Raw genomic sequence first — 20,829 nt, 5'->3', positions numbered from 1 at the left:
CCCCTCATAAAGCTTATCCAATAATGATTTTCTCTTTTGGATAATGATATTTTCCAGCCTGCTTATTGCTTTTGAAAATGAATAAAAATGTGAGTATGCCTACTCTACCTATAAACATCAAAATCATAAGAACAATTTTACTGAACATCGATAAATCGCCGGTAATGCCCAATGACAGGCCTACAGTACCAAATGCTGAAGACACTTCAAACAGAATTTGTGACAGATCAAACGGCTCAGCTATGGTTAGCATAAGCGTTGCCGTGAGTACAAATACAATCGCCATTAATGTGACGGTAACAGCTTTACGTAAATCTTCGTCATGTATTTCCCTGTTGAATATCCGGATATTTTCTTTCCCCCTGGCATACGTAATGATAAAGATGACCACGAGTGCAAACGTTGTTGTCCGGATGCCTCCTCCTGCACTACTCGGGGAAGCGCCGATAATCATGAGGATAGACATAAACAAGTGGTTGGGTTCGCTCAACTGACTCACATCCATTGTAGACAGCCCGCCACTTCTCGTTGTAATGGATTGGAACAGTGAGTAAAACAACACCTCATGCCAGGATTTACCTGCGAAAAAACCACCTATATCAAGAAGCATAATGAACAACGTCCCAACAACTATCAATACGAGAAAAGTCAACGTTGTAATCTTGGCAAATAGCGAAAAGCGGAGTGTTTCCCGTTTTTTTTCTCCCGCAAACAAATATTCCTTTATTTCAATGAGTACGGGATAGCCAATGGCCCCGAAAACAATCAGCAGCATGTTAATAAACTGGACGAAATAATCATCCTTAAATAGCTTTAAAGATTGACCGGTTATATCAAATCCGCCGTTTGTCGTTGCACTAATCACACCAAAAAAACTTTGGAAATAAGCTTCTTTCACAGTCGGAAAGTACTGAAGATAATAGGTTCCCAAAATAATAAATCCAATGAATTCAATCGTTAAAATAACGAGCAAAATTTCTCTAACCAGCCTGACGATACCTGAAAATGATGTCTGATTTTGATCAGCCATAATCAGTTTACGTTCTTTCAGGCGAATTTTTTTCCCTGTAATCATCCAGATGAACGTGCCGATAGCCATCACCCCTACACCACCCAGCTGAAGGATGATAGCAAGCAGAATAACACCCGTTGTATTGAATGTATCTGCAATGGACAGTGTGGACAGACCTGTCACACTAAGCGCGCTGACAGCAGTAAATAGGATATCAATCAGCGGGGGATGCACCCCGTCCTGATGGGCAGCCGGCAATGCTAAAACAGCCGTAGATACGATTACTGCTATAAAATAGAACAGAAAAATGAGTTGTACCGGCGACAACTGTTTTATCCAACGAAAAATGGTTAGTTTAAACATATTGTACTCCTTGATGCCTGTATTAGTTATATCGGTTAATCCTGTAAAAACTTAATAATATTATAGCAGGCAATTTTACTTCTTACTCCACTTCAGTAAATTTTAACAGACTTTTGAATACAACTACAGCAGTAATGGGCTAAAAGAAAAGGAGATTGGAATAAGTATGAACCAAAGAAAAATCCGAACGATGATTCAAAATTTATTTGTTAAATTTCGAATCAGTTCGGATATGTTATACGTGAACAAAGGTGGAAGTGCCCTTACAGTTTAAGAACGCGACGTCCTACCCGGCCGCCTTCACTAGCATGGTGCTGCAGCTGTCCCTGGCATCTTGTTGAATGATTCACCTTGTCCAGCCCTCTTCAAACCTTTTCTTTAAATTTCTTCAACAAAGACTGGCCCTGATATCCTTGCTTAATCAGCGCTCTCAATCTTTCTTCAATCATTTCTTTTTGCTGATCAACAATGGTCCCCCTAAAAAGGACATTCATTTGTTTACCTATTTCATTTATACCGATGATGGATGTGATAAAAGTAGCCGGGCGATTACTTTCTTTCGTTATTTTCACCTGCAGCAGTACTTCTTGTTTTTGACGTAAATTCTGGAAAAACTCACGATACGACTGGTCTAAATATGCCTCAACCACCCATTGGTTCTGTTCATCTTCACGGTTAATAATCAGACCGTCGAGCAGGGGGATATCCTGTTGCAGCATATCTCTATGATCGTTATCAATGATTTTCATTGAACAAAGTTGGAATGTCTTCACTGTTATCCCCCTTATCAGCCACCGATATAAGACATTTCAATTTTTTTGCGGTTCCGCCGTTTCTCCTCTGAGCGTTCCTCGGAATAACGGTCTTTCCGCCTTCCCCACAGATTAATCAGAGCTTCTTCCAGTTCAGCATCTGTTAGTTCATTACGCATTTTTTCCCGTATATCAAAGCCATCTGATGCAAAAAGACATGTATAAAGTTTCCCGTCCGCAGTAACCGGATCCGGGTGCAAGAACCACAGAATGAATCCGTGACAGACGAAATGACCCCTATCTCGCCTTCCCCATCTTTATAACGATAGCGCGATGCAACCTCACCATAATAATTTTCTTCAGCAGGTTCGATAGGCATTTCACTATCAACCATCCGAATAATATCCTTTTTGGAAATAACATTGTTAAAATCCCAGCCATTATGATTGCCGACATCCATAAATTCAATATATCTTAATATGATATCTTTCCCTTTGAAATACCGAGCCATTGGTAGAATTTGACTTTCATTCATTCCTTTTTTAACAACCATGTTGATTTTCACTTGAAGTCCCGCTTCTTTGGCCGCTTCAATCCCTTTTAAGACAGAACGAGTTCCTACGCCTTTATCATTTATTTCTTTAAATACTTCATCCTCAATAGCATCAAGGCTAAGGTTCACACGCTTTAGTCCAGCTGCTTTCAACTTTTTGGACATTTTTGGTAGGAATACGCCATTAGTTGTTAGAGCAATATCGTTTATCCCCGGTATTTTTGCTAGCTCAGCAATCAACTTGTCAAGGTCTCTCCGCATCAATGGTTCACCGCCTGTAATGCGGATTTTTTCCACACCGAGATCAGCAAATATGTTCGCGAGCCGGATGATTTCATCAAAGCTCAGTAATTCTTTTTCAGACAGAAATACATGGTCTTTGCCAAATATTTCCTTTGGCATACAGTACGTACACCGGAAATTGCACTGGTCAATCACCGATATGCGTAGATCTTTCAGCACTCTTCCGAAATGATCTTTAATTGGTTGCACAGAACCACTCCTTTTGGAAACTAAAATTCACATTGGCCTTCTTGATCATCCAGCAGTAATACGTCCACTTCATCACCCGCTTTAAAGCCGCGAGTTCCTCCAGGCAGCACCGTTAAAGCATCCGTATGCGCCAAAGACGTTACCACATTGGATTTATCTATACCAGCTGGCTTTGCATAAACAAGGCCATTATCATAAGTTATATAACTGCGCACAAATCGTGTAAATGGGTTCGGCTTCGGAAAGTCGTTAGCCAGTTTCGCCTTTATCCGTTTTAAAAATGGTTTCTGATTAGCCAGTTTATGCTGTAAAATTGGCCGTACATATAATTCAAAACCGACATAGCATGCAGAGGGATTTCCGGATAAACCATATAATATCTTATCCCCGGCGACAGCTGCCGTAGTTACACTTCCGGGGCGCATTGCTAATTTATTAAACAGCACTTCAGCACCGAGTCTTTCATAGATATCCGGCATCAAATCAAAATCGCCGACAGACACCCCACCGGTAGTAATCAGAATGTCAACTTGATCCAAGGCTTTCGCAATCGTTTGGTAGCTTTCCTCTAATTCATCCTTGAGCTTTCCGAAATAATGATAGTCAGCACCTGCTCGGACTACTTGCGAGGCAATCATATAAGCATTGGAATTGCGTATTTTACCAGGCTGCAATGCCTCATCTACATCTAGCAGTTCCGTACCAGTAGCAATGATTCCGACGACTGGTTTTTTGGCTACTTTTACTTGACTGTATCCAAATGTAGCCAGCACTGCTTTTACACCGGGGTTAATTAGCGTTCCTTTTGGGACAAGCAAATCGCCCTTTGCCACTTCGGATCCTTCCTCAATAATATTTTGACCCGATTCCATTTTACGTTTAATAGACATATATGATTGCTTATGGTCATCTTCGTAAGTCTGGCAAATTTCAAACATTGCAATGCAGTCTGCCCCAGCAGGGATTTGCGCACCAGTCATGATCCGTGTTGCCTCGCCAGCATGAAGCTGTTTTTGTGGAACCTGACCAGCGCCGATATGTTCGACAACCTTCAATGATATTGGATTATTCCGACCAGCGTGCAGTGTATCCTCTGAACGAATGGCAAACCCGTCATAAGGTGACTTGGAAAATGTCGGAACGGGATGCGCGGCTATTATATCTTCAGCAAGTCTTCTATTGTCACTCTCGATAAGCGGGACATATGTTGTGTTCCCTTCTTGCCGCTGTTCCCAAACACGGGCAACAGCTTCTTTAACTTGTATTGGTTTCCGCATTTCTACCATAAAGTATCAGACCTTCCATAACTCATCGTTATCCCCAGTCTAACAAAGATGGCTGCAAATTGATATAACGAGCGCCCATCGTGATCATTCTGTAACTTATTTCATGACTTTATTGTGAACAACTGAGCAATCCTATTGACTTACGAAAAACAATGCATGACCGTTCATGCATTGTTTTTCATTCGAACGTTAATTTTTCCTTCAGGTTGATTGCTACTTCTTTACCATCTACAGTGAATGCTGATTCGCAATACAGATTATATTCCCCTGGAGTTGGATCTTGAAATGTTTTTGGCTTTTGTGGGTGATAAATGCTCCCTTTTCTTAGTGTTTTCGTAATGTGACTGCCGGTATAGTCATGGTTACGATTTTTGAACGAGAGAGAAACAAGTGGTGTCTGGTGCTTCATCTCAACCGGTTTGTCACCGGTATATTGAATGGACCGAAAAACCTTAAACCCGTCTTCTAAATCCTCTACCCGGATATGCATAATAAAATCACCTTTTACAACCTGCCTAGCCTTATCACAAACAAGTTCCGCTTCCCCACGTGCATAAAACAAATACAGAGATATAAAAGCAATCACACATAAAAATAAAATTATCTTTCCTGCTTTTCTCATACTTGTCCTCCAATTCCTATCCTATAGGACGAATAAACCCGACCAAAAGTTTCCATAAATCCTAAAAAAAAAGGGAAAAAAATAGAAAGCATAATTCACATGTTTCTTTAAAAAATAAGTGGTGAAACAAATGAAAAAGTGAAGGTATGTTTATTTTGTTACTTTCACTTAAAAACATTTATCGAGGAGGAGAACCAATGACCGTATCAAGTCAGGTTAAACAAACATTAGCAGGTTTAAAAAGTGCACAAGCAAGCTTTGAACAATTCGCGCTGCAAACAGAAAACAAGCAAGCTAAGCAGCTTTATGAGAATGCCGCTTAGCAAACACAAGGCGTATTACAGTCCGTAGAAACACGCGTACAGCAAATTGAGCAGGAAGAGCCACAATACAAAGGATTTTAAAATAGTGGGGCTGGCGCTGCAGCCAGCCCCAGCTAAATTGGAGGTAACAATGAAATCATTTCGGTTCATATTGATACTCGCCATCATTTACTTTCTGATAGGCTGTACAACGCAAGACGATACATCACAAACAAAAGACGGAACAAATTTCCAAAAAATAGCGGCAACCGATACCGTTAGCCAACATATTGCCAACCAAGCTAAGGAAAAGCTTAAAAAACGGGAAGCTATCACAAAGATTAATGCCATTAATACGGATAAAAAGCTTCTCATCGCGTTTGAAATCAAACACCATAAACGATTTCAGCTGGATTCCATTAGAAAAAAAATAAATAAACAAATGGAAAAAGCTTTTCCCGACCACAAGGTACAAGTATCCACAGACAAACGGATCGTCCTTGACCTTCAGAAGCTTGAAAAGAAAATAGCCAACGGAAAATTGACGAAAAAACAATTGCGGAAAAAAGCTAAACAAGAGATTAAACTAATGAAAGATAAAACATAAAGCGAGTGTGATGGACCTATGGCAAATAACAAAAAGAAAAATTTACCGCCAGCGGCACAACGATATCAAGAATTTCAGAAAAACCGGGAGACAAAAAGACCGCTGTTAAAAAACTGCATTAAAGCATTTTTGGTTGGTGGCTCTATTTGTTTGCTCGGTCAGGTCATCTCAACGGGCTATGTCTATTTCTTTAACTTCACCGAACAAACAGCCGGTAATCCAACAGTGGCAACACTCATCTTCATTACGATGCTTTTGACGGGATTTGGTGTATATGATCGTATTGGGCAATTTGCCGGAGCGGGGTCTACTGTACCTGTTACAGGTTTTGGAAATTCCGTTGTCTCGGCGGCAATTGAGCATCGTTCCGAGGGGTTTATTCTAGGTGTTGGCGGTAACATGTTTAAACTGGCCGGACCAGTTATTGTGTATGGCGTGTTTTCAGCATTTGTTGTCGCCCTTATTAAAACAATTCTGGTTCAGTGGGGGGGTTTCTGATGTTAGCTGGGCACCGTACGTGGATTTTTGAAAACGAACCTGTCATCATTTCTACTGGAACTGTTGGCGGACCAATGGAAGCTGATGGAAACATACCTGAAGCATTTGACATCTTGCACGATGATATATGGATGAACCAATCTTCATTCGAGAAAGCACAGCGGACAATGATGGAGGAGGCGTGTCAGGCAGCCATTAAAAACAGTGTTATTCAAAAAGAGCAAGTACAATTTTTCATCAGTGGTGATTTAATTAACCAAATAACACCGAGCAGTTTTGCTGCTAAAACACTGGATCTTCCTTACTTCGGTTTATTCAGTGCGTGTGCTACATCCATGGAAGGTCTCGCGCTCGCTGCATTTCTAATTAATGGAAATGGGGCAGATTATATTTTAAGTGGAACTGCAAGTCACAATGCTGCAACCGAGAAACAGTTCAGATATCCAACCGAATATGGCGGACAAAAACCACCTACCGCACAATGGACGGTAACTGGAGCCGGATGTGGACTTGTCGCAAAAGCAGGCGTGGGACCAAAAGTTACCTCCGCAACGATTGGCAAGGTCGTCGACATGGGCGTAAAAGATCCATTTAATATGGGTGGGGCAATGGCGCCTGCTGCTGTTGATACCATTGAAGCACATTTACGAGAGCGTAATGTTGATGCGTCATTCTATGATTTAATCATAACTGGCGACCTTGGACAGGTTGGTCGGGAAGTTTCCTTAGATATGCTGCAAAAGAAGCATATTGAAGTTACAGAAGAGAACTACAAAGATTGTGGGCTGACAATTTACCGGGAGGATCAGCCTGTTTTTTCAGGTGCAAGCGGAACAGCCAGCTCAGCGGTCGGCGCTTATGGTCATTTTATACAACTTCTTAAGAAAAAGGAGCTAAACCGCATTCTTGTAGTTGCAACAGGGGCGCTGCATTCACCGCTGAGTGTGCAGCAAAAGGATTCCATTCCTTGTATCGCACACGCTGTATCAATTGAAGCAGGAAGTGATGTATTATGATATTTTTCTGGGCATTTGTTGTCGGTGGCATCTTTTGTGTCATCGGACAAATTATGTTTGATGTATTCAAACTTAATCCGGGAGTGGCTTTAACTATTTTTGTTGTTTCCGGTGCTATATTGGACGGACTCGGATTATACGAACCACTGATTAATTTCGCCGGCGCAGGTGCTACGGTTCCTATCACAAATTTCGGTAATCAGCTCGTTCATGGAGCCGTGCAAGAAGCGGAGGAGCACGGGATTATCGGTGTCGTAACAGGCATATTTGAAGTGACCAGTGCCGGTATTTCGGCAGCAATTATCTTCGGTGTTATTGGAGCTCTTCTCTTCAAACCTAAAGGATAGGAGGAATAATATGACTGTCAGCTCCCAAGTAAAAGGGTGCTTTGCATCACTGAAAAATGTTGAAGCAACACTTGAAACACTTACCGCCAAAACCACGAACCAAGAAACAGAACAAGTTTTCCGGGAGGTTCGGAATGCAGTGAAAATCGTCAAAAATGACCTAGAGGAACAAGTCATTTTCCTAACGAAAGAAGAACCACAATACAAAAGCTAATTAAGTGTTATACGGCTTGATGTTTCCAGCCGAAACCCCTGCGCACATGCGATCGACAGCATCAAAAAAACAAAAAAGGACTGATACTATGCCAGGATGGATTGAAATTATCATCCGATCGGTTGTTTTTCTCATTGCTTTATTCGCGCTAAGTAAAGGGCTTGGCAAAAAAAAGCTATCACACCTTACTACCTTTCAATATATGCTGACGATTGTGATTGGTGGTATCGTCGCCCTAAGTGTGGTTAATCCGGCAGCACCCGTTGCCTATGGGTTAATAGCACTAGCTATATGGTTCCTCATACCTTTTGCTGCTGAATTTATTGCACTTAAAAGCAAACGATTTCGCGACGTGGCAAAGGGAAAAGGAACCGTGCTGATTCAAAATGGTAAAATTATGGAAGATAACTTAAAAAAAGAACGCATCACCACTGATGATTTACTCGGGCAACTGCGCAATAATAACGTCTTTACGGCTGCTGATGTAGAATTTGCGGTTATGGAAGCAAATGGGGATGTCAACGTACTTCCTAAAAAGGAAAATCAGCCTGTCACGCCAAAAATGCTTGGTACAAAGGTATCCCCGGCCAAAGAACCGCAAACCGTGATCATGGACGGGAAAATGCTGCTTGAACCGCTAGCAAACGCCTCACTGAATACAAAATGGCTGGAAACGGAACTGGAGAAGATGAATGTCAGTATTGAAAATGTTTTCCTCGGCCAAGTTGACAGTGATGGACAGCTGACAGTAGACTTGTTCGATGACAAACTTACCGTACCAAGTCCAACAGAAAAACCACTTCTTCTCGCCACCATGAAAAAATGCCAGGCTGACCTCGAAATGTTTGCGCTGGAAACAGAAAACGAGGAAGCCAAGGCATTGTATCAAAAAAATAGTGAACGACTCCAGCAGGCAATAGATAAATTAACACCATATGTGAACTAAAACGGGGAGTAATTTACACTTTATGTCCAGGACCGCTTCCGGAAAAGCGAAGTCCCTCCCCGCTCCATTGACTTAGACAAAGCCGGACTTTTACGAGAATGACCTTTTAGGCATGTTTTTGACCGGTGAAAAGGTTTATTCACTGATTTTTAATGCAATTTTGCCAAACTGTTTCGTATCTTGAAGATAATTCATCGCTTCACCGGTTTCGCTGAATGGAAATGTCCGGTCCACTACTGGATGAATTTGCTGTTTTTCTACATACGATAACATCGCGCGGAGCTCCTCCCTGCTTCCCATCGTTGATCCTATCAATTTGTATTGTCCGTAGAAAAAGGCGCGCAAGTTCAGTTCAATCGTGTCTTCCGTAGTAGCACCAAAAGTGACGAAACGGCCACCTTTTTTTAATACTTCGAGTGACCGGTTGAACGTAGCCCTGCCAACACTATCGATGACAAGATCAATCGTTTCGTCTTTAAGTTTTTCCGGCCAGCTACTGTTTGTATCAATGGCACGATCTGCACCAAGCTTTTCAGCCTGTCTGCGTTTTTCATCGCTACGGGAGCTGACAATCACACGCGCACCTGCTTTCTTGGCAAACTGAATAAGAAACGTAGCTACACCGCTGCCAGCCCCTGGTATAAACACCGTTTCGTTAGGGTGTAATTTCCCTCTTGTAAACAGTGCTCGGTAACCGGTCAGACCTGATAATGCTAGCACACCCGCTTCATCCCACGACAAATAGTCAGGTTTTTTTTCCACGTGCTCAGCAGACAGCGCAATATACTCAGCGAATGTGCCATGATCAGGCATCCCCAAAATCTCAAATTGTTCCGGTGGTGCATCACTGTTGTCATACCAACCAAGCGCCGGATTGATAATTACTTCGTCACCGACGGAAAAATCAGTTACGCCTCCCCCGACGGATGCAATGACCCCCGCTCCATCCGAACCAAGAATCAGTGCCTCCGCCTTGTCTCCTCTGCGACCAGGGATAGCACAATCCCGCCGATTCAATCCGGCCGCTTTCAGCTTGATAGTGACTTGCCCGTGATCAGCAAACGGCTTGTCCATCTCCTTATGTTTCAATTCCCCATTCTCATGTACAAATGATTTCATTTTCCGTTACCCCTCCTCGTAATAGTTACTGAATTCAGTGAGATGCTGCTTTCTGGTAATGTCATGTGGAAAAAGTGGCACGTAAATCTTCTCTTGATGAGGAAATGTTTCATTGATAAGATCTAAATACTTTTGTTCATACGCTTTCCGCTTTTGCAAAAATTCACCATCAGCGTCTTGAGGTAGTACCTTATTGACAACCAGCGTTTTCACATGCAAATGATAATCTGCCAGTAGTTCAATTGCCTTTTCGGTTTCCACAATCGACAGCCGTTCCGGGTTAACGATAAATACAAAACCGGTCACACTGTCGTCAAGAAGTATTTCCCGTGCCTTAGAAAAGCGTTCCTGCCGTTTCTTTAACACATCATAAATCGGATCCTCGACGGGCTCGCCATCATGCAGTAGCTGGCTGTAATTTTCATTCGTTTTCCGGCGTTTCTTCAGCATCCCCTCAATCCAGACGCCCATCAGTTCCGGCAGTGACAGCAATCGGATTGTATGCCCTGTCGGTGCCGTGTCAAATACTAGCTTATCATAGTTTTGGCTTTCTTCTAAAATAATTGATATTAATTTATCAAATAACGCCGCTTCATCTGCTCCCGGTGATGCTTTTGCTGTATCCAGCTGAGGATGTACTTCTTCGGTCATCCCGGAATGCACGACATTGCTGATATTTGATTTAACCTCTTTGATATAAGCTTCCGTTTCTTTTTGCGGATCGATTTCAATGGCAGTAAGGTTATTGGATAGTGTGGTGTAACTACCGCCAATCGGCCGCTGAAATATATCCCCTACATTGTGGGCCGGGTCAGTGGAAATAAGCAATGTATGAAATCCTTCCAGCGCTGATCTCCATGCAATTGCCGCAGCTGAAGTAGATTTCCCGGTTCCACCTTTGCCACCTGCAAATATGATTTTTTTCTCTAATACTTTCATTAAGCGCTTCTCCTTTACGATTTTCTGCGTTAGCCGGTTTTAGGTTTCCCGCTGTCACAAAACGTTGTTCGGTTTGTTCAACAAGTGTTCATACCTTCAACAACAGCGGATACCTGTCAGCGGTGATTTGGCCATCCCCATCCGCAAATGCCAGTCGTGAAATTCCTCAATCATGTACGGATACAACTCCAGCGTATAGTAATAAACCGGATTAGGGATACCCAGCATTTCCGAGTACAAAAGAAGTAAAAACAAATCATCCTGGTCTCTCAATTCCCTGGCTATTTCCTGACGATGCGGCATGGTTAGCACTTCTTCATAGAAAGCCGCCAGCTTCTTTAATTGTTCAAACATATGATCACCTCTCTTTAAGGGCCTGCATTTTCCATGTGCCGCTACAATGAATGAGAAGGTGCCGGTATTGGGTACTGGCACCTTCTTTAGAAAGGTTACTTCGCAGTTTTATCCAAATCATCTGATGTTTTCATGCTCCGTGTTAATGCGCTAAATGCTGTCAATACAATCCAGACGGCAAACACAAAGATAATTGCCCCGAGAACGAATAAAAGCATTTTCGGATCACTGCCAAACCATGACCACTCGAATATGACTTTCTGGAACATGGCCCACAAAGTCATGAACATCAAAAAGACCATTGGAATTAACGTAATCAGATAATTACTGCCTCGTTTTTTCAACCAGATGGACAGAAGCAGTAAACTGATGCCTGCAAGCAGCTGATTGGAGGTTCCGAACAGCGGCCAGAGCAAGTAACCGCCGGATCCGAACCCTTTCGATCCTTCAGGAAGCAGCACCAGCACAGTACTGGAGATGACTGCTAGTGATGTGGCTACATGCTTTTTGGAAAGCGCTGGAACGTTATATTCCATCCCAAGTTCAGAAATGATATAGCGCATCATACGAACCGCTGTATCCAGTGTTGTTGCGGCAAAGCTGACAATAATGACCGATACAATGGTTCCAGCGACCTCAGGCGGAATCATCAACCCAGTAGCAAGTGCACTAGCTCCTTCGACAAAAACATTCAACCCGGAACCGTTCGCCGCTTGAAAACTGCTGTAAGTTGCCAAAAACTCATCCGTGCTGCCAAAAAACGTTACAACCGCCAAGATGGATATCAATGCAAGCGACCCTTCACCGACCGCTCCAAAGTAACCGACAAAGCGGGCATCGGTTTCCCGATTAAGCTGCTTTGACGATGTTCCGCTTGAGACTAGCCCGTGAAAACCGGATATCGCACCGCAAGCCACGGTAATGAATAACAGTGGGAACCAAGATGTATCTGCACTAGGATTAGTAATAGGTGCTGTAATTTCCGGGTTCGTGAATAACAGACCTAGATATAAGATAAGAAGTCCGACGATAAGCTGATGTGAATTAATGAAATCACGCGGCTGCAACAGCTTCCAGACCGGGATAGTAGACGCAATATAGACGTAAGCCATCAAAATGACAATCCAGATAAGAAACGCGGAATTGACAGCCCCCATACCGAATAGGCCGGTACTTCCTTCTCCGCCCATATACTGAACCAAATCAATCTGCAAAAGTCCCCATTTACTGGAAATAATAGCGAACAGATACATCACAGCGAGTGCCGCAAGTGACGGACCAAGCATCTTTGTCTTCCGTTTATAAACAGCATGACCAATCCAAATTGCCAGCGGAATCTGGATAAACACCGGAAGAACACTAGCCGGATAAGAAACAAATAGATTAGCAATTACCCACGCAAATACAGCGTTCACCATTAGCACAAGAATGAGAATAATAAATAAAAACAACATCTTTGCCCGCTGACCGATTAATTTATCCGCCAATGTACCAATAGATTGTCCTTTATTGCGGACGGACAGAACGAGCGTACCAAAGTCATGAACACCCGCAGCAAAAACAGTTCCCAAGACAACCCACAACAATGCCGGCAACCAGCCCCAATAAACAGCAATGGCCGGTCCAAGAATCGGTGCCGCACCTGCAACAGATGTGAAATGATGCCCCCATAGAACAAATTTGTTTGTCGGTACAAAGTCGACCCCATCCTCATACTTGTGTGCTGGTGTGACATAGTTAGGATCGAGCCGAAAAATTTTCTCCGCAACTAACTTTGAATAATACCGATAACCAAGCGCAAAAACCACCAGCCCGATCACTGCTGCCAAAATACCACTCATCCATTCCTCCCCCTTTTCCATCTTAATTTTCAAAACGCTAATACAATATATGATAAAGCGCTTTCTAATACAACTTGATTTTACTGCGAAAACAGATAAATGTAAACCTTTTGAATATAGTGTCACATTTATGGATCTTCGCGTACTCCGGGGGGAGGTTGCCGCTATTCCGTTGATGTCGGACACTAATGCGTTGATGTTGATCGCTATTCCGTTGATGTCGGACGCTAATGCGTTGATGTTGGCCGCTATTCCGTCGATGTTGAATGCTATTCCGTTGATGTCGGCTGCTAATGCGTTGATGTTGGCCGCTATTCCGTTGATTGTGGACGCTAATGCGTTGATGTTGACTGCTATTCCGTTGATGTCGGTCGCTAATGCGTTGATGTTGACTGCTATTCCGTCGATGTTGACTGCTATTCCGTTGATGTCGGACGCTAATGCGTTGATGTTGACTGCTATTCCGTTGATTGTGGCCGCGATTCCGTCGATGTTGACCGCTATTCCGTTGATGTCGGCCGCTATTCCGTTGATGTTGATCGCTATTCCGTCGATGTTGACTGCTATTCCGTTGATGTCGGACGCTAATGCGTCGATGTTAACTGCTATTCCGTTGATGTCGGCTGCTAAAGCGTTGTCACTCTTCCATATCATCTTTTTGAAATTAAAAATCCTGACAGTGGTCATTCACAGCCAGGATTTCAAGTAGATACATGTAATCAACTAGATTTTTACGCTTTCCCCATCCCGCGCAAAAACTGCAGCATCATGGTGATACTTCGGTTAATTTCCGGATCTTTCAATGCTTTCAATAGATCCATATACGACGTTTTACCGGTAGCCTCCGATGCGGCAGCTTCCTTGACCGCGTGGTTCATCCGATCGGCAACATATCGCGTTTCATCCACGTCCAGTTTTCCCGCTATTTGAAAGAGTTTAGTTATATTTTCCACTGGTGCGGCATATTCCGGCTTATTCAGCTCGCGCATGACATTCGCCAGTGCGTCTTCCCGATGTTTAACGAGCGCAGTCAACATATCAAGTGTTTCGCTTTGGTTTAAAGATTCCAGTAAATCGATCCCCTTCAGGATAGCTTCCTTATTTTCGCTGACCGCCGTTGCTACTTCTTCCAAATTATGCTGGCGGATTGTCTCCGCGTGGACCTCCTTGCGCTTTACATTTGATAGTTTTTCAGCTATTTCGCTTCACCTGACTTCCCGGAAAAATATAGTCATTGCGTTCCTATTTCTCATCAACACGGACACTAATTTGCGGTTGTATATTGCCACGCCGGTAGTTATTTGGGTGCAAAAAATTTTCCCCTTTTTTTCCTGATGAATTCCATTTTCACCACAACCTCCTTATACGCTGGTGGCGACAGGTAGTCATGCGTAAACAACGATTCGGAAGGTGGTACAAATAATGAAACAGTTCTTACTTACGATTTATAGACGCTGCACTACTCGATGTTTTATGTTTATTTATTATAATGGGGGAATATGTCGTTTTTTTTAAATTTGTAACGTTTCCCGCCGCATCCGGCACTCATCACTTTACCAACGTAGAAAAATAGCAAGGGAGCTTAATAAACCCCCTTGCTATTTTGAATCAATTGATGCCATTGAAACTTGAATCCTGCGTTCAGGCCATGTTTTTTCGTGCAGTTCATTTTAAGTCGTCGTTTAGAAAAACTCGGCATTCGCCTCGTCTTAGAGCGAACACCGCCTTTAAATAGAAGGTTCAATTGATTCGATAAATCTCTCCTATATCCATTTTTATCCAATATTTAACATGGCAGCTACCAGCTAAAAAATAATCAAGGCAGCAACTGTGGACAGGAGCAAACCACAAATGACCGGTACAAAGTTTTTCCGAACTAAATCCATCACAGAAACACCACAGAAACCAGCAATGGCAATCAGTGATGACCAGGCAACAATGGTCCCGCCACCAGTCCAAATCGATCCCAATTGTCCAATTGCAGCAAGTGTTCCAACATCAATGGCACCGTTTTGCAGTGATGATGCTAAAGCACCTGTCAGTGGCAAGCCGGAAAAACCAGATCCATCAAGACCTGTAATAATGCCAATAATCAGCACGCTAAATGCAGCAAGGAGTGCATTTTGCGGAAGAAATTCCTGTGTTGATTTCACTAGATCGAACAACAACCCTGGTGCTTCTCCGTCAATCCCAAGAATATTTCCAGAGAAATCAGAACTACCGAGGAAAAAGAATCCTGCAATCGGAATAACCGGTCCCATAGCCTTAAACGCGAACACGAAGCCTTCTGTGATATGGTTCGTAATATAATCCAGCGCATTTTCACGGCCGAACGCCACCGTTGATAAGAGCAGCAGGATCACCGCCACACCACCAACAAATGCTGCGCCGTCACCACCTTCAAACCCAGACATCCTTCCAGCGTTGAGTTTGGTGAACATCATATAAACAACAACAGCCAACAGGGATACCGGGACAACGACAGCAAACAACCTGCTCCACGTATTCAAATGGGTTGATTTGGTTTTATTTTCCGATTCCTTTGCCGTTTGCATCTGATTCATTTCTATTTCATTCAGCTCACTGTCTTTCGGGCGGATAGTCTTCCGGTATAAAAGATACGCCAATCCAATCGCAACACCACCAGCGATTAATGATAAAACAAGCGCCTTATCAGCAACCACTCCCGTATCAATACCTGCTGATGTTGCTGAAACATTTGGAGCCACTTGAACGATATAGTCCGACGACAGCGCCATCCCCTGTCCGGCCAGCGCAACAGCCACAGCCGCGGTCATTGCTGGTAGTCCGGAGCGAATGGCTGCCGGCACCAGCAAAGCGCAAATAAGCGGAACAGCAGGGGTCGGCCAAAAGAATAAACTAATGACATACGTTGCCACAGTCAATATAAAGAAGGAAACATGACCGTTGACCATCAGCTTTTGAATCGGCTGAATCATTCGCCGATCAGCGCCAAGGTCTCGTAACGAATGCAATAACGCCATCATGAAGGTAATAATCAAGAAGATATTGAACAATTCTTTCGCTGCCACAAGATTCGCATTGAATATTGCCGTAAACCCTTCAACAAGATTCCCTTTATAGACCCAGGCAATAATGAAGGTTCCAAGCAATGACGGCAGGACAACCCCTCTACGGAATATCATAGTCAAGATGATAATCAGTGTAAAAAGACCGTATAGACCGTGGGATAAGGTTAACTCCAAATGCACCACTTCCTTTCCTAACTGTGCTACAGCCTATGCACAAGGAAAAAAAGCGGTGCAGAATTAGCATGCGGAAGTCAAAGTAATCTTCGGGGATTTCTTAAGTTCATTACGCTTCTGATTCACTCGTTTCTTCGGCGCAATCATTGCACAGCAGTTGGCCATTTTCTTGAACACCGTCGAAAAACCCATTTTCACAATAAACATTTGTACCGCATGATTGGCACGAACCGATCAATTCACGCATGGAATCCCCCCCTTTTGTTCAACTATACATAAAAAACTAGCCCCTTGTATACGAAAAGGCTAGTTTTTCATCGAGTAATAAATGAGCAATTAAATTTTTACTGACAAAGTAAAGCCACGTCCGAATCCGACGTACAGGACATCGCGTTCTTAGCTTGCAAGTGCGCTTGCGCCTTTGTTCCACGTGTGAGCGGTCAGCATTGCTATGCAGCAAGTACTAATGTTTTAGGCTGTTTGTGGAATAAGAAAAAGACCACAAAGGCACTAATAATCAGTGATGGGATAATATAAGATATATTGTATAATAAAGAATACAACCATACCGATTGACCGTCCACGGCTGATTTAAAGAACACAACACCTGCCACGTAATGGGCTGCAAACCGCAGCATACTTCCTAAAAACACCCCGGATGTAATATAGGTCAGGTATGTCTTCGTATTTCCGTCTTGAACAGCTTCCTGAATCCGTTTTGCAAAAATACCGGCAAAACCGATGACAGTAAAGGCTAAAGCATAGTCGATGAAACCTTGAAGCGGATGCAGCACATAAGCCGTTCCCAACGCAACTTGCAGCATTCCCCATAAAAAACCGGAAAGTAAACCGCCCTTTAGCCCCCAGCGAAAGGCAACAATAAATATGGGTATCATCGCCAATGAAATAGAACCACCTTGTGCCCAGAGCTTAATCGATAAAAACGGAATGATGTCAAGCATTAGTGCCAGTGCTGTGAAAATAGCCACCTCAATCATAAACAATGTACGTTTCGAACCCATGAAAATCCTCCCCTTTACTGGCGGAAACGCATGTATCCACCAAATTTTTCCACGCAAAAAAAGCAATGCCAAGGGGAAGCTTCCTGATGGGGAAATCCGCTCACATTGCTTTCTATTCCATCAAAAAAGCCACTATCCCTACGCTAGTACTAACTAACAGGTTCAAAGGGTCTGAACATAAATCTGTTCACTCTCAGCCATTTGGCTCCCCCTAAAGGCTTTCATCTATGCTTTTTTTGCTAATACTATTATAACCTAGTCTCGTGGGATTGACAAACTTTTTTCACAAAAAGTGCGTCAATTTTTTGTGGAGCGTTCTCCTTGAACGTTGTCATTTGATGTGAAGCTGGTTGTACCTTACCCGCAGCCCGTATACATTCCGCTTCGTGTATCAACACATTTTTACTCTGGTATATCTTGCAGCGTGCTTAAGTCATACGGGATAATTCCTATTTTTATTTACGCTTTCGCTCCATCGGCAGTATACCGTTCGTTATTTTGTGAACAGCTTTATTAAAAACGACTGTTCCAACAATGACAACAATAATTGCCGTAACAAATTGAATAATGATGCGGATGAAGCCGTTGTCGATCAATGCCACCAACGAGCGCACACCATAGTAAAGGATGATCGCTCCGGATCCGGTAACAGCAATAAACGTCAGTAGTACGCCTACGAGCTGAAGGACCGTTAATTGTCGCCACGTTGCTTTATGCTTAAACGCGGCATATAAAATATAGGCAAATAATATAAGTATGATTAATAATAATCTGGTCATGATCTGTCTTCTCCTCTTGTCAATGAATCGGTATACCTGTTGCAACCGATTGCTTCAGTGCCTGCAGCATGTAACCGATGCCAGTATAGGCCTGAAGCGGAAATAGCTGTGGCACACGGCTATGAAAAACGTCCTTGATGATAGGGTTATATTTTTTACCGGTAAGCACAATCAGCCTGTCGAATTGATCCAGCCGTTTCGCCATCACCTGTTCCTGCAGTTTGTCAATCGTAATGATATCAGCATTCTTCTGGCCAAACGTCACATCATACGGCCCGTCAACCAGCTCATCCGGAAACAAAAACCCATGCTTGGCCGATAGAACTACCCATCCATCTGTAAAGTATTCCGCATATTGCCGGCAACGGTTATGCAAGGTGCCAATATAGGCATCTTTAGCTGGCACCGCACCATATTCCGGATGGTTAGTCCAAATTTTCTTGCGCCCACACGGAATAATACTCAAATCTTTCACGATACGCTACCCCTTTTCCTGTCATATCCAGCTTTTCCTTAGGCCCGTTTGCGCATCAGCCAGAGAAAGTACGGTGCACCAATAATCGCTACCAGTATGCCGGACGGAATTTCACTTGGTGCAAGCAGTGTGCGGCTTAATACATCGGCAACGACCAGCATTGCTCCACCGACAAGCATCGTCACCGGCAACAAACGCTGGTTCGCCGGCCCGACCAACAGACGGGACAAGTGCGGGGCAATTAAACCAATAAACCCGATGGAACCGACTGCCGCTACACTGAATGCTGCCAGGAGGGTTGCTATTAACGCCAGCTGGAATCGGGCGGACATCACCCGCAGACCAAGCCCTTTTGCGGTATCATCGCCTAAGGACAGTGTATCAAGAACACGGATCCTGATCATTAACAGCGGGAACAAAATGAGAACAGGCCAAATCAGGAAACGGACAAGTTCCGCCCAACCTCTCGCATAGGTGGTTCCTGACAGCCAGGTTAGTGCAGATGCTACACCCAAATCTGCCTGTACAACAAGAATCTGAATAATGGCTGACCCGAACGCGGAAATGCCTATCCCGAGTAACGCCAGAATCGTCGGCTGGAACTGTGCCCGGATGGCCAGCACCATGACCGCGATGAAAAAGACAAGCGAACCAATCATGGCACCAACAGGTATCCAAGCAGCTGACACACCAAACACATACATGGTCAAAAGCGCACCAACCCCGGCCCCGGAAGTGATGCCAATGACGGATGGGTCTGCCAGTGGGTTACGCAAGACACCTTGGAAAACGAGTCCACTGACAGCGAGCACCATGCCGCTAATCAAGGCGACAAGTGCACGAGGCAAGCGCAAATCCATAACGAGACCGAGCATGAAATCATTCGCATCCCCGAAAAATGTATTCCATAATAAGACAGGCTCAAACCCGTAATTCCCCGACGCCAAACTAACAAACACCGTCACCGCTATCACGAAGATTAAAATCGGAATCACAGCCTTAAGCGGTGCGTGTACTGAAGCTTTTCCGGCAATAACCGATGTGTTCTCGTCCCCATATGTCGACCGCTTCATGCGCAGCACTAAATAGATTAGCCACGGGGCACCGATAAGTGCGGTGATTGCACCGACAGGCAGTTCGGAAAAAGACGGATCAATCACTCGTGCCAGCACATCAGCAAGTAATAAGACATTCCCACCCCAAATAAATGACGCAATGATTAATGGTAAATGTTTACGGTAGCCGATCAGTTTGATAATGTGCGGTGCAACAAGTCCGACAAAACCTATCGGACCAGCAACACTAACCGTAACTGAGGTGAGCAGAACAGCAGCAGTTATCGAAATAAATTTAACGAGATTGACATTTTGCCCGAGTGCCACAGCTACATCATCGCCAAGCGTAAGCGTGTCCATCTTAAACGACATAACCAAAAGGATGAGCAATCCAACCGCTACAATCGGCAAGGAAAACGTAACACCGTTCCAGTCATTTTGGACAAGCGTGCCGGATCCCCACAAAAATAAGCCGGCCGTTTCATTTTCATAGAATATCTGCAGCACACTTGTTAGCGATGAAAACAGAAAGGTCACAATCATGCCGGCAAGAACCATTCGTACAGGTGATGCCTTGCTCCCGCCTGACAAGACAAAGACAATGAGAAACGTCAGAATTCCGCCAACAAATGCAGCGATAATCCCATTCCCGACCATGACCACCGGGAAGAAGACCGTGCTTAGTACAACCGCAAAGTATGTTCCGGAATGAATACCAAGCGTGCTTGCTGAGGATAGTGGATTTTTGGTCACGGTTTGCAGCACCGTACCGGAAACGGCCAATGCTCCGCCGGCGATAATCCCCAACACCGCCCGCGGCAGACGAAGCATGCGGACAGTATGGTGTGCCAAGTTATCTTCAGGGGCAATAATCGCATCGATGACAGTGCCAATGGAAATCGATACACTTCCCTGATTAATATGTATAAATACAAGTATGCATAAAAGCGCGGTTCCACCCCCAAAGGTGAGAACCGCAGTCATGAAATTGCGAAGTCTACTATTCAT

22 protein-coding genes, 2 pseudogenes and 1 riboswitch are annotated in these 20,829 nt (G+C 43.8%); of the genes and pseudogenes, 8 read left to right on the top strand and 16 right to left on the bottom strand.

All coding sequences use genetic code 11. The annotated features are described in order from the left end of the window. Positions 1–13: 13 nt before the first annotated feature. From FFL34_RS15925 to FFL34_RS15905, 5 genes and pseudogenes are all read right to left on the bottom strand, one after another. Positions 14–1,375 (bottom strand): TrkH family potassium uptake protein, encoded by a 1,362-nt coding sequence (locus FFL34_RS15925; protein WP_138604307.1) that lies wholly within the window; start codon positions 1,373–1,375, stop codon positions 14–16. Between the two features lie 365 nt (positions 1,376–1,740). Further along, positions 1,741–2,148 carry a YwpF-like family protein gene (locus FFL34_RS15920; RefSeq protein WP_138604306.1) on the bottom strand — a complete coding sequence of 136 codons (408 nt, stop codon included), beginning with the start codon at positions 2,146–2,148 and terminating at the stop codon, positions 1,741–1,743. Between the two features lie 14 nt (positions 2,149–2,162). Next, positions 2,163–3,172, bottom strand: a pseudogene (gene moaA, locus FFL34_RS15915) (GTP 3',8-cyclase MoaA). Between the two features lie 20 nt (positions 3,173–3,192). Then, positions 3,193–4,458 carry a molybdopterin molybdotransferase MoeA gene (locus tag FFL34_RS15910; protein ID WP_138604305.1) on the bottom strand — a complete coding sequence of 422 codons (1,266 nt, stop codon included), beginning with the start codon at positions 4,456–4,458 and terminating at the stop codon, positions 3,193–3,195. Positions 4,459–4,636: 178 nt separating this feature from the next. Then, on the bottom strand, positions 4,637–5,080 hold the full coding sequence (locus FFL34_RS15905) for a hypothetical protein (protein WP_138604304.1): 444 nt from the start codon (positions 5,078–5,080) through the stop codon (positions 4,637–4,639). 197 nt (positions 5,081–5,277) lie between these two features. Between FFL34_RS15905 and FFL34_RS15900 the strand changes: the two are divergent. The 7 genes and pseudogenes from FFL34_RS15900 to FFL34_RS15870 all read left to right on the top strand — a co-directional run bounded on the left by FFL34_RS15900 (position 5,278) and on the right by FFL34_RS15870 (position 9,010). Further along, positions 5,278–5,484: pseudogene (locus FFL34_RS15900) on the top strand (DUF1657 domain-containing protein). Between the two features lie 49 nt (positions 5,485–5,533). After that, a complete protein-coding gene (locus tag FFL34_RS15895; RefSeq protein ID WP_138604303.1) occupies positions 5,534–5,989 on the top strand; it encodes a YhcN/YlaJ family sporulation lipoprotein in 456 nt (151 codons plus the stop codon). 18 nt (positions 5,990–6,007) lie between these two features. Then, positions 6,008–6,487, top strand: a complete 480-nt coding sequence (gene spoVAC / locus FFL34_RS15890; protein ID WP_138604302.1) for a stage V sporulation protein AC — start codon at positions 6,008–6,010, stop codon at positions 6,485–6,487. Further along, entirely contained in the window at positions 6,487–7,503 is a 1,017-nt protein-coding gene (spoVAD, locus tag FFL34_RS15885) for a stage V sporulation protein AD (RefSeq protein ID WP_138604301.1), read from the top strand. Before spoVAC ends, spoVAD begins: the two co-directional genes overlap by 1 nt. Next, positions 7,500–7,850 (top strand): stage V sporulation protein AE, encoded by a 351-nt coding sequence (spoVAE, locus tag FFL34_RS15880; protein ID WP_138604300.1) that lies wholly within the window; start codon positions 7,500–7,502, stop codon positions 7,848–7,850. Before spoVAD ends, spoVAE begins: the two co-directional genes overlap by 4 nt. Positions 7,851–7,860: 10 nt before the next feature. Next, a complete protein-coding gene (locus FFL34_RS15875; RefSeq protein WP_138604299.1) occupies positions 7,861–8,064 on the top strand; it encodes a DUF1657 domain-containing protein in 204 nt (67 codons plus the stop codon). Positions 8,065–8,152: 88 nt separating this feature from the next. Next, positions 8,153–9,010, top strand: coding sequence for a DUF421 domain-containing protein (locus tag FFL34_RS15870; protein WP_138604298.1), 858 nt, complete (start codon positions 8,153–8,155; stop codon positions 9,008–9,010). Positions 9,011–9,145: 135 nt separating this feature from the next. Here the strand turns inward: FFL34_RS15870 and FFL34_RS15865 are convergent, their stop codons facing one another. The 4 genes from FFL34_RS15865 to FFL34_RS15850 form a co-directional block, all read right to left on the bottom strand. Then, positions 9,146–10,129, bottom strand: a complete 984-nt coding sequence (locus FFL34_RS15865) for a zinc-binding dehydrogenase (RefSeq protein WP_138604297.1) — start codon at positions 10,127–10,129, stop codon at positions 9,146–9,148. Positions 10,130–10,135: 6 nt separating this feature from the next. After that, positions 10,136–11,068 (bottom strand): ArsA family ATPase, encoded by a 933-nt coding sequence (locus tag FFL34_RS15860; protein WP_138604296.1) that lies wholly within the window; start codon positions 11,066–11,068, stop codon positions 10,136–10,138. Positions 11,069–11,164: 96 nt separating this feature from the next. Beyond that, positions 11,165–11,422 (bottom strand): cory-CC-star protein, encoded by a 258-nt coding sequence (locus FFL34_RS15855; protein WP_129673782.1) that lies wholly within the window; start codon positions 11,420–11,422, stop codon positions 11,165–11,167. A gap of 95 nt (positions 11,423–11,517) precedes the next feature. Next, positions 11,518–13,263 carry a carbon starvation CstA family protein gene (locus tag FFL34_RS15850; protein ID WP_138604295.1) on the bottom strand — a complete coding sequence of 582 codons (1,746 nt, stop codon included), beginning with the start codon at positions 13,261–13,263 and terminating at the stop codon, positions 11,518–11,520. 130 nt (positions 13,264–13,393) lie between these two features. On the opposite strand from FFL34_RS15850, the gene FFL34_RS15845 reads away from it, so the two are divergent. Further along, positions 13,394–13,972: a ribosomal eL19 family protein gene (locus tag FFL34_RS15845; protein ID WP_138604294.1), complete on the top strand. Its 579-nt coding sequence runs from the start codon at positions 13,394–13,396 to the stop codon at positions 13,970–13,972. A 22-nt stretch (positions 13,973–13,994) separates the two neighbouring features. On the opposite strand, the gene FFL34_RS15840 is transcribed toward FFL34_RS15845, so the two are convergent. The 7 genes from FFL34_RS15840 to FFL34_RS15815 form a co-directional block, all read right to left on the bottom strand. Continuing rightward, entirely contained in the window at positions 13,995–14,396 is a 402-nt protein-coding gene (locus FFL34_RS15840) for a helical membrane plugin domain-containing protein (RefSeq protein WP_234031526.1), read from the bottom strand. Between the two features lie 672 nt (positions 14,397–15,068). Further along, positions 15,069–16,490, bottom strand: a complete 1,422-nt coding sequence (locus tag FFL34_RS15835) for a hypothetical protein (RefSeq protein ID WP_138604292.1) — start codon at positions 16,488–16,490, stop codon at positions 15,069–15,071. 109 nt (positions 16,491–16,599) lie between these two features. After that, the gene (locus tag FFL34_RS18375) at positions 16,600–16,737 is read right to left on the bottom strand and encodes a hypothetical protein (RefSeq protein WP_171046415.1); all 138 of its coding nucleotides are present in this window, start codon (positions 16,735–16,737) and stop codon (positions 16,600–16,602) included. A 202-nt stretch (positions 16,738–16,939) separates the two neighbouring features. After that, entirely contained in the window at positions 16,940–17,512 is a 573-nt protein-coding gene (gene thiT, locus FFL34_RS15830; RefSeq protein ID WP_138604291.1) for an energy-coupled thiamine transporter ThiT, read from the bottom strand. Between the two features lie 118 nt (positions 17,513–17,630). Next, positions 17,631–17,734: riboswitch (TPP riboswitch) on the bottom strand. A gap of 233 nt (positions 17,735–17,967) precedes the next feature. Next, positions 17,968–18,291 (bottom strand): hypothetical protein, encoded by a 324-nt coding sequence (locus FFL34_RS15825; protein ID WP_138604290.1) that lies wholly within the window; start codon positions 18,289–18,291, stop codon positions 17,968–17,970. Between the two features lie 19 nt (positions 18,292–18,310). Next, positions 18,311–18,766 (bottom strand): DUF6884 domain-containing protein, encoded by a 456-nt coding sequence (locus tag FFL34_RS15820; RefSeq protein WP_138604289.1) that lies wholly within the window; start codon positions 18,764–18,766, stop codon positions 18,311–18,313. A gap of 38 nt (positions 18,767–18,804) precedes the next feature. Next, a complete protein-coding gene (locus FFL34_RS15815; protein WP_138604288.1) occupies positions 18,805–20,829 on the bottom strand; it encodes an iron ABC transporter permease in 2,025 nt (674 codons plus the stop codon).

The sequence above is a fragment of the Lentibacillus cibarius genome (genome assembly GCF_005887555.1).
Classification (GTDB): Bacteria; Bacillota; Bacilli; order Bacillales; family Amphibacillaceae; genus Lentibacillus; species Lentibacillus cibarius.
This window is presented reverse-complemented; position numbering and strand designations above follow the sequence as displayed.

Bases quoted from the DNA above. Each gene is read 5' to 3' on its own strand.
- FFL34_RS15905 (WP_138604304.1), bottom strand. From the start codon at position 5,080: ATGAGAAAAGCAGGAAAGATAATTTTATTTTTATGTGTGATTGCTTTT.
- spoVAD (WP_138604301.1), top strand. From the start codon at position 6,487: ATGTTAGCTGGGCACCGTACGTGGATTTTTGAAAACGAACCTGTCATC.
- FFL34_RS15910 (WP_138604305.1), bottom strand. From the start codon at position 4,458: ATGGTAGAAATGCGGAAACCAATACAAGTTAAAGAAGCTGTTGCCCGT.
- FFL34_RS15870 (WP_138604298.1), top strand. From the start codon at position 8,153: ATGCCAGGATGGATTGAAATTATCATCCGATCGGTTGTTTTTCTCATT.
- FFL34_RS18375 (WP_171046415.1), bottom strand. From the start codon at position 16,737: ATGCGTGAATTGATCGGTTCGTGCCAATCATGCGGTACAAATGTTTAT.
- thiT (WP_138604291.1), bottom strand. From the start codon at position 17,512: ATGGGTTCGAAACGTACATTGTTTATGATTGAGGTGGCTATTTTCACA.
- FFL34_RS15825 (WP_138604290.1), bottom strand. From the start codon at position 18,291: ATGACCAGATTATTATTAATCATACTTATATTATTTGCCTATATTTTA.
- FFL34_RS15860 (WP_138604296.1), bottom strand. From the start codon at position 11,068: ATGAAAGTATTAGAGAAAAAAATCATATTTGCAGGTGGCAAAGGTGGA.
- spoVAE (WP_138604300.1), top strand. From the start codon at position 7,500: ATGATATTTTTCTGGGCATTTGTTGTCGGTGGCATCTTTTGTGTCATC.
- FFL34_RS15925 (WP_138604307.1), bottom strand. From the start codon at position 1,375: ATGTTTAAACTAACCATTTTTCGTTGGATAAAACAGTTGTCGCCGGTA.
- spoVAC (WP_138604302.1), top strand. From the start codon at position 6,008: ATGGCAAATAACAAAAAGAAAAATTTACCGCCAGCGGCACAACGATAT.
- FFL34_RS15845 (WP_138604294.1), top strand. From the start codon at position 13,394: ATGGATCTTCGCGTACTCCGGGGGGAGGTTGCCGCTATTCCGTTGATG.
- FFL34_RS15865 (WP_138604297.1), bottom strand. From the start codon at position 10,129: ATGAAATCATTTGTACATGAGAATGGGGAATTGAAACATAAGGAGATG.
- FFL34_RS15895 (WP_138604303.1), top strand. From the start codon at position 5,534: ATGAAATCATTTCGGTTCATATTGATACTCGCCATCATTTACTTTCTG.
- FFL34_RS15875 (WP_138604299.1), top strand. From the start codon at position 7,861: ATGACTGTCAGCTCCCAAGTAAAAGGGTGCTTTGCATCACTGAAAAAT.
- FFL34_RS15815 (WP_138604288.1), bottom strand. From the start codon at position 20,829: ATGAATAGTAGACTTCGCAATTTCATGACTGCGGTTCTCACCTTTGGG.
- FFL34_RS15850 (WP_138604295.1), bottom strand. From the start codon at position 13,263: ATGAGTGGTATTTTGGCAGCAGTGATCGGGCTGGTGGTTTTTGCGCTT.
- FFL34_RS15855 (WP_129673782.1), bottom strand. From the start codon at position 11,422: ATGTTTGAACAATTAAAGAAGCTGGCGGCTTTCTATGAAGAAGTGCTA.